The 15,301-nt window shown below is 42.3% G+C and carries 12 protein-coding genes, 1 other RNA gene and 3 pseudogenes; 8 read left to right on the plus strand and 8 right to left on the minus strand.

Going from position 1 to position 15,301, the window contains the following annotated elements; genetic code table 11:
• Positions 1 to 14: 14 nt before the first annotated feature.
• Positions 15 to 1,031, minus strand: coding sequence for a Tle-like phospholipase domain-containing protein (locus BDD30_RS05045; RefSeq protein WP_015833423.1), 1,017 nt, complete (start codon positions 1,029 to 1,031; stop codon positions 15 to 17).
• A 535-nt stretch (positions 1,032 to 1,566) separates the two neighbouring features.
• Here BDD30_RS05045 and ung point away from each other — a divergent pair.
• Positions 1,567 to 2,247: a uracil-DNA glycosylase gene (ung, locus tag BDD30_RS05050; RefSeq protein ID WP_015833422.1), complete on the plus strand. Its 681-nt coding sequence runs from the start codon at positions 1,567 to 1,569 to the stop codon at positions 2,245 to 2,247.
• A gap of 53 nt (positions 2,248 to 2,300) precedes the next feature.
• On the opposite strand, the gene grpE is transcribed toward ung, so the two are convergent.
• Positions 2,301 to 2,882, minus strand: a complete 582-nt coding sequence (gene grpE, locus BDD30_RS05055; protein ID WP_041381662.1) for a nucleotide exchange factor GrpE — start codon at positions 2,880 to 2,882, stop codon at positions 2,301 to 2,303.
• A 123-nt stretch (positions 2,883 to 3,005) separates the two neighbouring features.
• Here grpE and nadK point away from each other — a divergent pair, with 123 nt between their 5' ends.
• The 3 genes from nadK to bamE all read left to right on the plus strand — a co-directional run bounded on the left by nadK (position 3,006) and on the right by bamE (position 6,093).
• The gene (gene nadK / locus BDD30_RS05060) at positions 3,006 to 3,884 is read left to right on the plus strand and encodes an NAD(+) kinase (RefSeq protein ID WP_015833420.1); all 879 of its coding nucleotides are present in this window, start codon (positions 3,006 to 3,008) and stop codon (positions 3,882 to 3,884) included.
• Positions 3,885 to 3,971: 87 nt separating this feature from the next.
• Entirely contained in the window at positions 3,972 to 5,633 is a 1,662-nt protein-coding gene (recN, locus tag BDD30_RS05065; protein ID WP_015833419.1) for a DNA repair protein RecN, read from the plus strand.
• A gap of 112 nt (positions 5,634 to 5,745) precedes the next feature.
• Entirely contained in the window at positions 5,746 to 6,093 is a 348-nt protein-coding gene (bamE, locus tag BDD30_RS05070; RefSeq protein WP_015833418.1) for an outer membrane protein assembly factor BamE, read from the plus strand.
• 55 nt (positions 6,094 to 6,148) lie between these two features.
• On the opposite strand, the gene BDD30_RS05075 is transcribed toward bamE, so the two are convergent.
• Together BDD30_RS05075 and BDD30_RS05080 are read right to left on the minus strand one after the other, a co-directional pair.
• Positions 6,149 to 6,442, minus strand: coding sequence for an RnfH family protein (locus tag BDD30_RS05075; protein WP_015833417.1), 294 nt, complete (start codon positions 6,440 to 6,442; stop codon positions 6,149 to 6,151).
• Positions 6,435 to 6,869: a type II toxin-antitoxin system RatA family toxin gene (locus tag BDD30_RS05080; protein WP_015833416.1), complete on the minus strand. Its 435-nt coding sequence runs from the start codon at positions 6,867 to 6,869 to the stop codon at positions 6,435 to 6,437. The genes BDD30_RS05075 and BDD30_RS05080 overlap by 8 nt, the downstream gene beginning before the upstream one ends.
• A 157-nt stretch (positions 6,870 to 7,026) precedes the next feature.
• On the opposite strand from BDD30_RS05080, the gene smpB reads away from it, so the two are divergent.
• The 4 genes and pseudogenes from smpB (at position 7,027) to BDD30_RS05100 (ending at position 10,939) form a co-directional block, all read left to right on the plus strand.
• On the plus strand, positions 7,027 to 7,509 hold the full coding sequence (smpB, locus tag BDD30_RS05085; protein ID WP_015833415.1) for an SsrA-binding protein SmpB: 483 nt from the start codon (positions 7,027 to 7,029) through the stop codon (positions 7,507 to 7,509).
• Between the two features lie 50 nt (positions 7,510 to 7,559).
• Positions 7,560 to 7,923, plus strand: a transfer-messenger RNA (tmRNA) gene (gene ssrA, locus BDD30_RS05090).
• 184 nt (positions 7,924 to 8,107) lie between these two features.
• Positions 8,108 to 9,314 (plus strand): annotated as a pseudogene (locus BDD30_RS05095) (integrase domain-containing protein).
• On the plus strand, positions 9,311 to 10,939 hold the full coding sequence (locus BDD30_RS05100) for a hypothetical protein (protein WP_015833412.1): 1,629 nt from the start codon (positions 9,311 to 9,313) through the stop codon (positions 10,937 to 10,939). The pseudogene BDD30_RS05095 and the gene BDD30_RS05100 overlap by 4 nt, the downstream one beginning before the upstream one ends.
• 207 nt (positions 10,940 to 11,146) lie before the next feature.
• Here BDD30_RS05100 and BDD30_RS05110 read toward each other — a convergent pair.
• From BDD30_RS05110 to BDD30_RS05125, 4 genes and pseudogenes are all read right to left on the minus strand, one after another.
• Positions 11,147 to 11,714 (minus strand): annotated as a pseudogene (locus tag BDD30_RS05110) (phage polarity suppression protein).
• Between the two features lie 72 nt (positions 11,715 to 11,786).
• Positions 11,787 to 11,984 (minus strand): annotated as a pseudogene (locus BDD30_RS23465) (helix-turn-helix domain-containing protein); the annotation flags it as partial.
• Between the two features lie 478 nt (positions 11,985 to 12,462).
• On the minus strand, positions 12,463 to 13,869 hold the full coding sequence (locus BDD30_RS05120; protein WP_015833407.1) for a sucrose-6-phosphate hydrolase: 1,407 nt from the start codon (positions 13,867 to 13,869) through the stop codon (positions 12,463 to 12,465).
• Complete coding sequence (locus BDD30_RS05125) at positions 13,869 to 15,239, minus strand: sucrose-specific PTS transporter subunit IIBC (protein ID WP_015833406.1); 1,371 nt, start codon at positions 15,237 to 15,239, stop codon at positions 13,869 to 13,871. Before BDD30_RS05125 ends, BDD30_RS05120 begins: the two co-directional genes overlap by 1 nt.
• Positions 15,240 to 15,301 lie beyond the last annotated feature (62 nt).

A 15,301-nucleotide genomic window follows, 5' to 3' on the forward strand; every position in this document is an offset into this window, starting at 1 on the left:
ACACTTCTCTTTAATTATGCGGAAACGCTCAGATCAGACTCATTAAGCATGACTAAAGATTCTTCTTGCTGTTCATCATTTAAAGATGACCAAGGTTTGTATATCGTTAATAATTCCAACACCTTTTCAAGAGAATGTGCTTTCAATCCTCGTATCAGATTATTAGGAAATCCTGTACCTGACTCTTCCAAATCATCATTATATTTCAATAAGATTTTATGGCCTATCGGCTGAGATACCGGCAATTTCTGTTGTAATACATCAAGTAAATCATGTTCCACAACATAATGACGTATCAATCCATTTTCAGCGATAACCCTACCCTCTTGTGGTGAAAACCCCAAATTTTTCATCATATTGTCAGAAACACCGGCTGAATTAAATATTACCGCAGGCTTTCCAACTGATAATGCAGCTGTCGCTGCTAATCCGCCCCCCAAAGAATGCCCTGTAAATAGCAAATTTTCCCCAAATGTTATTCTGGCAGTACGAGCTAAATCAACCGCCTGATGATATTGAGCTTCATCAAATCCAAAACCTTGCCGTAAGTTAGTCAATATGTCCTTCAAATCGTTAGTGCCTACAAAAGCGACGATATAGAGATCACCATTACGATAAATACCTGCCTGAAAACCCGTTGTTTCATCTCTCAAATTTGCCGGTTCTATTCCTGCTTTTAATAATTCACTATCAGAAAGGCGAACATAATCACCTATTCCCATAGTGGTTCTAATGTAGACATCATCAGAAATCAAAGTCAGCATATAATCAATTTCATGAGATTGCTTACCACTAATCTGTTCAACATTAATATCTGTTATTGATTTTAAATTGGTGTTAGTACTCTGCTCATTAACTAATGACTGGTAGGTTCTATTATTCTGCTTGGTTGTTGCAGAAATATAAGAAATTTCAGTAGTTACTTTCTTAATATTCTGGGTTGAAACAGAAGATGGTGTAACAAGTTCAAGCTGATTTGAAACAGGAAAACCTGAATCAACCGATAGACTTATACCAATTGATAAACTCATAAACTTCCCCTAAGGATAGTTGAAAATAATTAGCTATTTAATTGGTGCAATTAATCTATCGGCAGGGAATAACATTAAGTTAAATGAATGTTTAATTTATGTTATAAAATATAATGAATTGTGATTTCTATCTCTGATATCAGATCAAACTCTACCTAATATTTATCAGCGACTTAAATACCAGTAATCATTTCTATCGCTATGTTCATGCAACAAAGCAAACTACCAAGCACATCATTCCGGTTATTTGGTCAAACCAATATATTTGACACCCACATACCAACATGTAACGAGGATATCCATTGATTCAGTCCAATTAATTTCATATAGTTACTACAAATATATTGTAACCTTATAGTTTAAATAGGTATTTATAGCTAACTGCAAAGGAATTGTTTTGATAAATTTTCAAAAATACTTTATGACATTGAAATAGTTATCAAAAATTTAGTTTTAGTGTTCATCAAAGGTTTCCCTCTGATTTTGGAGTCGGTAAGCTAACGTCCATCTGGTAATTATATAGAAAGGATTTGTTATGTCCGCACCTCTCACATGGCACAACGTGATCGGTAATGAAAAAAAACAACCTTATTTTATCGACACACTGGCCTACGTCGCCAAAGAGCGTCAAGCAGGTAAAACTATTTATCCACCACAACAGGATGTATTTAATGCATTCCGTTACACCGAATTGGCCGATATTAAAGTTGTAATACTTGGGCAAGACCCTTACCACGGCCCTAATCAGGCACATGGTCTCTCTTTTTCTGTGCAACCCGGTATTCCTGCACCACCTTCCCTGGTTAATATGTACAAAGAACTAGCATCTGATATACCGGGCTTCCAACATCCAAATCACGGTTGTCTGATCAGTTGGGCCAAACAAGGAGTGTTACTACTCAATACCGTATTAACCGTAGAACGTGGCAATGCTCACTCTCACGCGAATCTGGGCTGGGAAACTTTCACAGACAAAGTCATTGCAGCTATCAATGAGCATCGCTCAGGCGTAGTTTTTCTTCTCTGGGGATCTCACGCGCAGAAAAAAGGTTACTTTATCGATAGTAACAAACACTATGTCCTCAAAGCACCTCACCCATCTCCTCTATCCGCCCATCGAGGATTCTTTGGCTGTAAACACTTTTCAAAAGCCAATGAATTGCTTGAAAAACAAGGGCTAGAACCAATCAATTGGACACCTGAGTTACCACAGTAAAAAAATGCCGCCCCAACTGGAGCGGCATACATTATCTACATACTGAGCTAAAATTACTTTGATACAGCTACCATTGCTGGGCGCAATAAACGACCATTTAAGGTATACCCTTTCTGCATGACCATCATGACATGATTCGGCTCATGCTGATCAGAATCCATCATAGTCATGGCCTGATGAACTTCAGGATTAAAAGGAACATTTGTGTCGTCAACAATTTCAATACCAAATTTACCCACAGCCCCAAGGAAAGACTTTAACGTCAGTTCAATACCTTCAATCATTGGTGCTATTTCAGTGTTAGTACGATCCACCGCATCCAGCGCTCGCTCAAGATTATCAATCACTGGCAACAGTTCATTAGCAAATCTTTCTAACGCAAACTTATGGGCTTTTTCTACATCTTGCTCAGTACGACGACGGATATTTTCAACTTCAGCTTTAGCACGCAAAATGGCATCACGTTCACGCTGTTGCGCTTGCTTGAGCTGTTCTTCCAGCTCTACGACACGCGGATCAACAACGTTTTCAGTCTCTGATGCTTCTGCTTTATCCGCACTGTTTTGCTGTTCAGATACAACTTCCATATCTTCCGAGACTTGCTCGTCAGGCACTTTTTGTTCTTTACTACTCATGAATATCTCCGCGTATTTGGCATTAATCTCGCTACTTAGCTTATTATGGGGATCTAAACTAGGGATTCAAGGGAACCCGTCATATTGTGAGGACAAAACCTCTTGCTGAAGGAAATTACAACGATGAATAAAAAATTCAAATGCATTGGTATTGTTGGGCATCCTCGTCACCCAGAAGCACTTGCTACTCATGAAATGCTTTATCACTGGCTAAAATCCAAAGGTTACTGCGTGATTGTTGATCGCCAAGTCGCCAAAGATATTGGCTTGAAAGATGCACAGACCGGCGGCTTGACTGAAATTGGTAAACTAGCTGATTTGGCTGTTGTTGTTGGTGGTGACGGCAACATGCTAGGCGCTGCTCGGGTTCTTTCCCGTTATGACATTAAAGTTATCGGAATTAACAGAGGCAATTTAGGTTTTCTGACAGACTTAGATCCTGATAATGCTCTGCAACAACTTTCCGAAGTACTCGATGGCGAATATCGCAACGAACATCGTTTCCTACTCGAAGCACAAGTCAAAAGAAACGGTCAAAAACCCCGCATCAGTAGCGCAATCAATGAAATAGTACTCCATCCGGGGAAAGTGGCTCACATGATTGAATTCGAAGTTTATATTGATGAACGTTTTGCTTTTTCCCAACGTTCTGACGGACTGATTATCGCAACACCAACCGGGTCTACAGCTTACTCACTTTCCGCAGGAGGGCCAATTCTAACACCTAATCTGGATGCTATCGTCCTAGTGCCTATGTTCCCACATACATTATCTTCCCGCCCATTGGTTATCAGTAGTGAAAGCAGTATCAGATTGAAATTTTCCCAAAACAGCAACGATTATGAAGTCAGTTGCGATAGCCAAATAGTTTTGCCTATACAAAATGGTGAAGATGTCATTATTAATCGTAGCAAACAGAAGCTCAATTTGATCCACCCTAAAGATTATAATTACTTCAATACCCTAAGTACAAAACTCAGCTGGTCTAAAAAAATGTTCTGAAAAATGGACATCACTACTTTACTGTATAAAAAACCAGTTTATACTGTATGAAAATACAGAGGTGTTTTTATACACAGGAGAGGAAGAATGCTCACCCAGTTAACCATCAGCAACTTTGCGATTGTTCGTGAACTTGAAATTGAATTCCGACCCGGTATGACAGCCATAACGGGTGAAACTGGTGCCGGTAAATCTATCGCAATTGACGCATTAGGTTTATGCTTGGGTAATCGAGGTGAGACCAATATGGTGCGCAATGGAGCCTCTCGTGCTGATATCTGTGCCCGTTTTTCTCTTGCTGATGCTCCTTCAGCGCGTCAATGGTTGGAAGAGCACCAACTTGACGACAGTAACGAATGCCTGCTACGCCGCACTATAACTTCAGATGGCCGTTCAAGAGGCTTTATCAATGGTACCGCGGTACCACTTTCCCAATTACGTGAATTGGGTGCCCATCTTATTCAGATTCATGGTCAGCACGCTCACCAATTACTACTGGATAGCAACCACCAAAAACGTCTGCTCGATACTTACGCTAATCAATTCAATCTGCAACATGAGATGAAACAGGCATACCAGAAATGGCACCAAAGCTGTCAAAATTTGGCTCAATTCCAACAACAAGCTCTTGAGCGCCAATCCCGTCAACAGCTACTGGAATACCATCTGAAAGAGCTAAATGAACTGGCACCACAACCAGGTGAATATCAGGAACATGATAATGAATACAAACGGCTAGCAAACCGTGGTCAACTATTATCTGTCAGTCAAAATGCTCTCCAGCTACTGAGTGATAATGATGAACAAAATATTATCAGTCTGTTGAATCACGCTAAACACGAGCTAGCAGAACTCATCACTATGGATGATAAATTCAATAACTTACTCATCATGCTGGAAGAAGCATCCATCCAAATTAACGAAGTTAATGATGAACTTCGTCACTACGGTGATCAATTGGATATGGACCCAAACCGCCTATTTGAACTAGAACAGAAGATTTCTCAGCAAATCAGAATAGCTCGTAAACACCATGTTGTACCGGAAGAACTTCCTTCTCTACATCAACAACTACTAGAAGAACAACAACTATTAGCTCAACAAGAAGATGATTGTGCTCATCTCAGCGAACAGGTTAATAAACACTATAAGCAGGCATTAGAGGTAGCAGAAAAATTACATCTGATTCGCCAGCAATATGCCAAAGAATTAAATGAGCTAATTACTAACAGTATGCATCAGCTCTCTATGCCTCACGGACGCTTTACCATTGATGTCTCTTTTATGCCTGAACACCTAAATATCGATGGTGCAGATAAAGTTGAATTTAATGTTACAACTAACCCTGGTCAACCACACCAATTACTGGCAAAAGTTGCTTCAGGTGGTGAGCTTTCCCGTATTGCACTGGCAATCCAGGTTATAACGGCCAAAAAAATGGAAACTTCAGCTCTGATTTTCGATGAAGTAGATGTAGGTATCAGTGGCCCAACAGCTGCAATTGTCGGTCGCCTATTACGAGAATTGGGCGAATCCACTCAGGTCATGTGCGTCACTCACCTACCCCAGGTAGCCGGCTGTGGTCACCAACATTTTTATGTCAGTAAACAGACTGACGGTGAAGAAACTGAAACCCAAATGCAGTTGCTGGATAAAAAAACCAGATTACAAGAGCTGGCACGACTTCTCGCTGGTAGTGAAGTCACAAAAAACACCTTAGCAAACGCAAAAGAGCTGCTGGCTGCATGATAGACACAACTTTTACGTATATTTGGGGTCATAACTAAGGCTTGTAGAGGTTTTCAATCTCGTCAAGGTCTATTATTATCAACATCCTGACTCCTAAAGGAATGTAATTACCATGCGCTGTAAAATGTTGACTGCCGCTGCTGTATCATTCGTTATGCTGACTGCGGGTTGCTCTATGTTGGAACGGGTTGTTTATCGCCCTGATATTAATCAGGGAAACTATCTGACATCTGCGAATGTATCAAAAATCCACAAGGGAATGACCCAGCAACAGGTAGCCTACACATTGGGGACACCAATGTTACAGGACCCGTTTGGTACTCAAACATGGTTTTATGTGTTTCGTCAGCAACCTGGGCATGAAAAAGTGACTCAGCAAACCTTGACACTGACATTTGACAGTAATGGTGTACTGACTGACATTAAAAACGAAAATTCACTTACTAAGAATCTTCAATAACAAAGAGATATAAACAGCCAGTCAGAAAAACAAATGACTGGCTGTTTATTGATAACTATTGAGCATTATTCTTAGCCCGCTCGGCCCGCTTACGACGCATTTCTTTTGGATCGGCCAATAATGGGCGATAAATTTCCACCCGATCACCCTCCTCCAAAATATCCGTCAGCTTGGCAGGACGACTATAAATTCCGACTTTATTTTTTTGCAGATCAATATCATTACGCAAAGTCAACAAACCTGACGCAATTATCGCCTGCTCTACAGTCGCACCTTGGGACAATTTCACAGTACGTAGATATTGACGATCAGGCAATGCATAAACAACTTCGATATTGATATCAGACACTATAAACCTCACGTGCACGTAAAGTAAAAGCCTGAATCATACTTCCGACTAATTCCTTAAAAATCCTACCGAAAGCCAATTCAATTAGTTTATTGGTAAATTCAAAATCCAGGTACAGCTCAACTTTACACGCATCTTCACTAAGTGGAATAAACTGCCAACCACCCATCAACTTACGAAAAGGCCCATCCACCAGTTGCATATTAATGCTTTGATTATCAGCCAGAATATTCCGAGTAACAAAAGTCTTACTAATACCCGCTTTGGAAACATCGACTGACGCAGTCATTTCATTACTACTGATACTCAACACACGACTGCCGACACATCCCGGTAAAAAATCCGGATAAGAACCAACATCATTGACCAATTTGTACATTTGTTCCACGCTGTACGGTACTAACGCAGAGCGACTAATCTGTGGCATATCATTTCCTGTAAGGCTTAATTGTGGCAAATAATATCACCTATACGTGATCAAAGAAAAATCTGTCAGCGTATGATGCAATAAATACTCATTAATCAGCAAATATGCTGCGGGAAAAGATTTCTTTCATCAAAGCATTCAGTATAATGCATACACTATGACAAAGAAAAAAGCACACAAACCCGGTTCGGCAACCATTGCCATGAATAGACGAGCCCGTCACGAATACTTCATCGAAGAAGAATTTGAGGCTGGTCTCTCGTTACAAGGATGGGAAGTCAAGTCACTGCGCGCTGGTAAAGCCAACATCAGCGATAGTTACGTTTTGCTCAAAGATGGAGACGCTTATCTTTTTGGTGCCACCATCACCCCATTAAATGTAGCTTCTTCCCATGTCGTCTGTGATCCAATGCGCTCACGCAAACTCTTACTCAATCAGCGCGAACTTGACTCATTATATGGTCGAGTCAATCGCGAAGGTTATACCGTTGTTGCCTTATCTCTCTATTGGAAAAACGCCTGGTGCAAGGTCAAAATTGGCGTAGCAAAGGGTAAAAAGGCACACGACAAACGTTCGGACATTAAAGAACGTGAATGGAAATTAGACAAAGCACGTATTATGAAGAATGCTGGGCGATAAATTCTGGCATTATAGTTTAATATTCTGATATACTCGTGTTTAAGACACTTGGGGCTGATTCTGGATTCGACGGGATTCGCGAAACCCAAGGTGCATGCCGAGGGGCGGTTGGCCTCGTAAAAAGCCGCAAAAAAATAGTTGCAAACGACAACGAATACGCACTAGTAGCTTAATAACCTGCATAGAGCCCTCTCTCCCTAGCCTCCGCTCTTAGGACGGGGATCAAGGGAGGTCAAACCTAAAAGAGATCGCGTGGATGCCTTGCCTGGGGTTGAAGCGTTAAATCTAATCAGGCTAGTTTGTTAGTGGCGTGTCTATCCGCAGCTGGCAAGTGAATGTAAAGATTAGACTAAGCATGTAGTACCAAGGATGTAGGAATTTCGGACGCGGGTTCAACTCCCGCCAGCTCCACCAAATAATGATCCGGATACGTCCGGTGAAATCCTGAAAGCCCGCATGGCACAAGCTCTGCGGGCTTTTTTGTGTCTGTAGTTGTCCGAGAACATCCGGCTAAATCCGGTGATTATTGGTATACGTTTAGGTATACGGTAGGATGTATACCTAAAAGCGTATACCAATTCATGAAGGAGCGGCCACAGTGGCACGGACAACACTCCCCCTGACCAACACCGAAGTTCTACGCGCTAAAGCGTTAGAAGAAGGATCTAACGCTGCATGATGGCGATGGGCTTTTCCTGATAGTGAAAACCAGCGGCAAGAAACTCTGGCGCTTTCGCTATCAACGTCCGGCAACAAAACAGCGGACAATGATGGGGCTTGGTGCTTTTCCAGCCCTTTCACTTGCTGATGCCCGAGGGTTAAGAGCGGATTATCTTTCCTTATTAGCTAATGGCACCGACCCCCAAGTTCAGGCCGAAGTTGTTGAAGAACAGCGACAGATAGCCCTAGACAGTATTTTTTCGACTGTTGCGGCAAACTGGTTCCAGCTCAAAAGCAAAAGCGTTACCCCTGATTACGCAAAAGACATTTGGCGCTCACTGGAGAAAGATGTATTCCCTGCCATCGGTGAGATCCCCGTTCAGCAAATCAAAGCCCGTACATTGGTTGAAGCGCTTGAGCCAATCAAAGCTCGTGGGGCGCTTGAGACTGTACGTCGACTGGTGCAGCGCATTAACGAGATAATGATTTATGCCGTAAACACTGGTCTGATTGATGTCAATCCAGCATCAGGTGTTGGGATGGCCTTTGAAAAGCCCAAAAAACAAAACATGCCGACGCTGCGGCCAGAAGAATTGCCGAAGCTGATGCGTTCTTTAGTCATGTCAAATCTGTCTGTTCCGACTCGCTGTCTCATTGAATGGAAACTCTTGACACTTGTTCGCCCTTCTGAGGCCTCCGGTGCTCGTTGGGCAGAGATCGATCTCGATGCAAAGCTCTGGACTATTCCAGCCGAACGGATGAAGGCTAAGCGTGAGCATATTGTTCCTTTATCGCCCCAAGCATTAGAGATTCTGGATGTGATGAAGCCAATCAGCGCTCATCGTGAACATGTTTTTCCAAGCAGAAATGATCCAAAACAAGCTATGAATAGCCAGACGGCTAATGCTGCTTTAAAACGCATTGGGTATGGCGGTAAATTGGTCGCGCACGGATTACGTTCCATAGCGAGTACAGCGATGAATGAAGCTGGATTAAACCCAGACGTTATAGAAGCAGCACTTGCTCACAGTGATAAAAATGAAGTTCGTAAAGCCTACAATCGTTCAACCTACCTTACTCAAAGAAAAGACTTAATGAACTGGTGGGGGTTGTATTTTATTCATTCAATGAGTACACACAAATGAAAACTTACAAACAAGACATTAAACAAAAATCCAGATTAGACATATGGAAAACTGCTATTGAGAGATTGACCACTCAATCCGAAAAATCAAGGATATTAGAATCTAATTATTTGAAAAATCTTATAGATTTTTGTTGGAAAGATACACTGAATCTTGCATTTAATTATAATGAAAATGATTTATTACGTAATGGTTATAATTGGGTGCAGGAAATCAGTGATAGCTACAAACCTAAAAAAGCGAATGAACTAAAAATTGCTTTCTTTTGTGGGCCAGAGCCAGAAAACGATCTGGACATACTTTTATCTTTAGATATTAAAATAGAAAATATCTGGGCTTTTGAAATTGATAATAACTCTTATGCTACCGCATTAAACAAAGCTAAAGAATCCTATCCGAAATTAAAAATACTCCCAGGCTCTATAGGTGATTTTTTCAAAACCACCCACCATACCTTTGATATTATTTATCTTGACTTCATCAGTTCATTATTAACTAAGCCAAGCCCCCCGATTGGCGTAATAAACTCTGTTTTTGACAATCAAGCGCTATCAGACTTAGGAGTATTAATTGTAAATTCTTGCGAGCCTGACGCAAATGAGGATAATGCAAAATTTCTCGCAAGTTACTTCATGAATCACGAAATGATCGAGTCATCTGTCCTTGAAGCCACCAATGATGATGATGATGATTTTTCATATTTTACTGAATCACCTACATCACATGGATACGATCTGCAGTCTTTAGAAAAAATTATCAAATGTAATATATCTGGCGCATACTCAGCCTTTTCAACAAGTTATGTAATGCACTATGCATCAATGATAAGTCCGACAATTCGTTTTTTACAAAACAACTCATTACGAAAACAATTATTCAACGAAAAAAAGGCTGAAGTCACAGCTACTTTTGCAGAGATTGAATCCACAGATTTTTTTAAAAGCTTGATATCAATGGATGACAAGGACGAGGAATCATTTTTTTCTCCCATATCCGGAAACAGGTTCATGGACAATGAAAGCTATCCGTTCTGGAATTTTATTGATTCATTAAATGGTTCAGGCAAAAGCGTTTCATCATATTTCAAAACTTTCTTTAACCAAAGTAAAGAAGGCGTTTCTATATTAAATGCAGCCCAATTTCGAGAATCATTTCATTCAATGCTGACTGGAGCTGACAAATTATTATCTCAACGGATGCTCAACGCAATACCCAAAATCATGAAAGCAATTCCTGATGCTCGAGGTGGTTTATTCTGTGATATTCCTTTACCGCATCTTTGGTTAGAGGTAGCTCTTAATCAGTTAGGGGCACCGTACCATTCAAATGTAAAGATGCATAAAAGATGGAAATACAAAGCAAAAGTTCGCACGATGCATACAGATTTATTTGTTTTTGATAGATGTAGGGGTTTTTACGAGTCAATGCCTATGATCGATCAATACGAAACGATTCTTACAGACATTGAAGAACAAATTTTCGCCAGATGCTGCATTGATATTATTGGTAAACAATGTCGCTGGCCAATTCCGAAACTCTATTATGGCTCGAACTTAATTTGTATAAATGATTCTGATTGGTCTAATTTCGCCGAGCTTAGAAAAAGAGAAATTATAAAAGAATAAATATCACAGGACGCAATGCTATCCCCGCCACGCCTGCCCGCTTTAGTGGTCGCTTTTAATGCAGGTGAATGAGTAGCCTCAGGGCGCGCCAGTGCTGGCGCTGGCGGGGTATTCAGTGACGTCAAAACGCATGCAAAACCATGCACCTTGTGCATGCATGGCTTTTTTGCAGAAAAATAACGGGATTTTCAGGGATTTTTGAGCGGTCTACTGTGCGGCCAGTTCTGCTCGTCGGCGGGCATAAATCATGTTTTGTGCAGGGGTGAATTTTTCGCGACTGTCATCCCGCGAGGGCGCTTCCGGCCTGTATCCGATGGCCGTTAAAATGTTGCTGTCCTGTTCTGAATAATTAATTTCCGCCCCCGTAGCGATCCACCCTGTGAGAGCTTCCCGCAGATATGTCATTGAGCGGTCGACAGCGCGATTTTGTATCATAGCAGGCTGTTTTTTTAATGCCCATCAGCTCAGGTGCCAGTGCTGCGGCCAATTCCGCGCCGTGTTGCTGCATAAAGTCATTCAGACGGTCACGAATACTGATTCGTTGTACTTCCTCGTGCGAGCGGATATAGAGCCCGGCGCTCCGATTTACTTCCCATGATTTCACGTCAAAACGTTCACGCAAGGGGGCAATTTTTTCAGCGTTACCGGGAGAACTCACTGCCAGTACAGCGGCAAGCTCGGCCTCAACCTCTGCCAGTTCCGCTTTACGGTTATGCCAGCTGGTTTTACTTGTCTGGCAGGCATCAAAGGCCTGCTGTAATAAGAAAAACAAGATGTTATTGAGAGGAGTGAGCTCCCAGACTGCTGGCCTACCAACGGGTAAACTTTTGAGTCCTTCCAATCCCTATAACCTAAACCATTTAACCCAGCGATTGACAGAAGAGCGGGCGGCATGAAGGATTTTAGCGACTTCGGTCACAGTAACGCCTTCATTTAACAGCAGTAATGCGGTTAATCGGCGAGCATAGTCCTTGTCGCGAGTTTTATGGATAAGTTTTTTCATTTTTTGGCGTTCATCGTGGGGGATAGATGTTATTATTGGCATCACTCAGTCCGGGTTGGGGTTTGGGATTTTTTGCAATTGATCAGATCGCAAAAATTGGACTGAGTTCCCTTCAAGTGATCTATTATTTTGAAAAGTTATTTAAATACTTTTTACATTTAATTATCATGCTTCAACTCATCAACTTTATTTATAACCCAATCATTAAATTGAGAACTAAATAAAACATGACGAATTTCTTGTTTAGACATTGGATTAGTACCTTTATTATAACGTGAAAATATCTCTAATTCTAAACCAGGATCATCCTGAACGTGAATATAATTTACATTTAAGCTAGTTTGAACTGATAATTTATTTTTCAGCTCAACAGAAAGATCATTAAAACACATTAAATTTAAATGTTTTAATGTTTCTAATCCAGTTAATTAATATCCATTATTTATATGATGAGGCTAAATATATCGTAGGAATAGGTATTCCCAATCGCTAATGATATCTGACTTCATCGGAGGATATTTTATTCTAGACATGACATCAGCGGCCAGTATTGCAGTGCTAGCTTTGCCTTCCCTTTCATATGTAGCAACGGCTGTGAAGTAGGAAAGTAACGTGAGCTCATTACTGCTTCACCGTGATTAATGAAAATCTCTACACTGGAGCGATCGATCATTATTTGCAAATGCTGAACTGTGCCACGCCAGTAGCGGTGTTCCTCTTGATTACTACACAAACTATTACGTATCAAGCTCAGCAATCCACCATCCCATGTAAGCTGCATAGCATCACCAAAGCAAACGTTGAACAATCCCTGTGGCACAAGAATCAGTTCAGCACTAGTGATATCCAAGGGCGGAGCGTCGTTGGCAACACCCTGCCAAACAGTCTGTTCACCGCGCAATTGCTGTAGTTCGCGCACTGGTTGCTGATATAACTTACCGTCACACAACGTCAATTCGCGTGGGCAGGTCATAGTGTGAATCCAACCGTAGCGAATGGTCGGATGATATTGCTCATCTTGATCCGGCACACCCATCCAGCCAATCAGTAGACGGCGGCCATCTGCGATCTGCGTGGTCTGCGGCGCGTAGAACTCAAATCCAGCATCCAGCTCGTGGAATTCACCATGCGTAAAATGAACGGCCTGATAATCCAGTTTTCCACTCAAATAACCCGCCTGATAGGTGTTAAGATAACGTTCATTCTGTGCTTCCAACCCTTGCGGGCAGCAGATAAGCACCTCAGTGTCGCCCAATGTGAACAAGTCTGGGCACTCCCACATATAACCAAAATCCCCCATTCCATTCAGTTGTGAACCGGCAATTTCACCCAACATTTGCCATTTGTATAAATCAGTGGAACGTAGTAGCAACACCTTACCCTGATCTTGTAAATCGCGTGCGCCAAGCACCATGTACCAGTTATCTTGATAGCGCCACACTTTTGGATCACGCACATGACCACTGTAGCCTACAGGTAAAGGTAACACCGGGCCGATTTTGTCATATTCGTCACATTCGTTTTTTCGTGCCAGACACTGATAGGTCGTGCGTGAACCGTCCGGGTATTTCACATTACCGCTATATACAAGTATGATGTTGCCGTTTTCCTCCACCGCCGAACCAGAATAGCAGCCGTGCTTGTCATAATCAGCACCCGGCAACAGCGCCACCGGCTGATGTTGCCAATGAACCAGATCCGTTGACTGCCAGTGCCCCCAACATTTGTGCTTGTGATCGCAGGCCAACGGGTTCCATTGGTAGAACAGGTGATAGACGCCATTGTGCTGAATGAAACCATTCGGATCATTGAGCAGACCAACAGCTGGCGCCAGATGCCATACCGGACGATGCGGATCATGCGCTGCGCACTGCTGGCCGTTCATTAATGCCAGTGTAGTTTGTTTCATGAAACTAAGTTCTTGCATTATTCACTGTCCGTTTTGTATTTCAGCAACAGAGAAATGACAAAAGCACTACCAAAAGCGATAACCATACCAATAACATAGTTCAGCATTGAACCAGCCTGTACGATCGCCATACCGGGAATCGCAGTTAGCCCAATAGCACTCATGCCAACGTGATTAACAACCACCCAGGCACCGCCGAGCGCACCACCTATCAACGCCGCAAGAAACGGTTTTACAAAGCGCAGGTTGATACCAAACAGCGCTGCTTCAGTGATGCCGAGTATGGAAGAAAAACCGGACGGTACCGCGATAGCTTTAATTTTGGCATCACGGGTTTTGAAATACACTGCCAGACAAGCACCACCTTGGGCGATATTAGCCACTGACCAGATCGGTAGTAAAAAATTGGCACCAATGTTTGGATTACCCAGTAGTCCGGCTTCAATAGCATGAAAACTGTGATGGATACCAGAAATGACAATTACCGAATATAGACCACCAAATAGCAACCCCGCTAACCAACCAATATGGGTAATTAGCAAACTGAGAATGAACGAGATACTGTCACCAAGTATGCGCCCAGCAGGACCAATAAATAGTATGACGATAAAACCTGAGATAATCACTGTCAGGAATGGTGTCAGGATTAGATCGAGTGCATTGGGGATGACTTTGTGTAACTGCTTTTCCAACATGCTCATGAACCACACTGCAAGCAACACGGGAAACACCGTACCCTGATAGCCGATCAGAGCAATTTCTAGCCCGAAAAAATTCATAGTATGGAAGCCGCTAACAACCCCCCAAGCATTGGTCAAAACCGGATGGGTGAGGATACCGCCGAGCGTAGCCCCCAGATATGGGTTGCCACCGAATTCACGTGCGGCAGTGAAACCGATTAAGATCGGAAGAATAATAAACGCCGCTGAGCTGAACATATCCAGCATCACAAATAGAACGCTATCGGTATCAGCCCAACCGTAGGTTCTCATCATGCCAAGCAAACCCATCAATAAACCAGAAGCGACGATGGCTGGAATAATCGGTACAAAGATATTCGATAACAGGCGCGCAATACGCTGTAATGGATTTAACTTTTTTGCGGCAATGTTGGCGGCTTCCAACTGACTGGATTCACTAACATTCGTCACCTTAATGAATTCTGAGTATACCTTGTTGACCAGCCCGGTGCCGAAGATCACCTGGATCTGCCCGGCGTTGTTGAAGCAACCTTTCACCCCTTCGAGTTTACCGATGGCGGTCTTGTCCACCTTGCTATCGTCCACTAGCACCAAACGTAGACGGGTCGCACAATGGGCAGCGTTAACAATGTTTTCTTTACCGCCAAGCAGTAACACTAGTGCGTTAACAGTTGTAATTATATCCATGTGATGCCCCTTATAAACCAAAATATCTCATGGATAATATAAGCTATGGCGGCAATCAGTTA

This window comes from Photorhabdus asymbiotica (assembly GCF_003634575.1).
GTDB lineage: Bacteria > Pseudomonadota > Gammaproteobacteria > Enterobacterales > Enterobacteriaceae > Photorhabdus > Photorhabdus asymbiotica.

Excerpts from the sequence above, each read along its gene's own strand:
- BDD30_RS05045 (WP_015833423.1), bottom strand. The coding sequence starts at position 1,031 with ATGAGTTTATCAATTGGTATAAGTCTATCGGTTGATTCAGGTTTTCCT.
- ung (WP_015833422.1), top strand. The coding sequence starts at position 1,567 with ATGTCCGCACCTCTCACATGGCACAACGTGATCGGTAATGAAAAAAAA.
- grpE (WP_041381662.1), bottom strand. The coding sequence starts at position 2,882 with ATGAGTAGTAAAGAACAAAAAGTGCCTGACGAGCAAGTCTCGGAAGAT.
- nadK (WP_015833420.1), top strand. The coding sequence starts at position 3,006 with ATGAATAAAAAATTCAAATGCATTGGTATTGTTGGGCATCCTCGTCAC.
- recN (WP_015833419.1), top strand. The coding sequence starts at position 3,972 with ATGCTCACCCAGTTAACCATCAGCAACTTTGCGATTGTTCGTGAACTT.
- bamE (WP_015833418.1), top strand. The coding sequence starts at position 5,746 with ATGCGCTGTAAAATGTTGACTGCCGCTGCTGTATCATTCGTTATGCTG.
- BDD30_RS05080 (WP_015833416.1), bottom strand. The coding sequence starts at position 6,869 with ATGCCACAGATTAGTCGCTCTGCGTTAGTACCGTACAGCGTGGAACAA.
- smpB (WP_015833415.1), top strand. The coding sequence starts at position 7,027 with ATGACAAAGAAAAAAGCACACAAACCCGGTTCGGCAACCATTGCCATG.
- BDD30_RS05100 (WP_015833412.1), top strand. The coding sequence starts at position 9,311 with ATGAAAACTTACAAACAAGACATTAAACAAAAATCCAGATTAGACATA.
- BDD30_RS05120 (WP_015833407.1), bottom strand. The coding sequence starts at position 13,869 with ATGCAAGAACTTAGTTTCATGAAACAAACTACACTGGCATTAATGAAC.
- BDD30_RS05125 (WP_015833406.1), bottom strand. The coding sequence starts at position 15,239 with ATGGATATAATTACAACTGTTAACGCACTAGTGTTACTGCTTGGCGGT.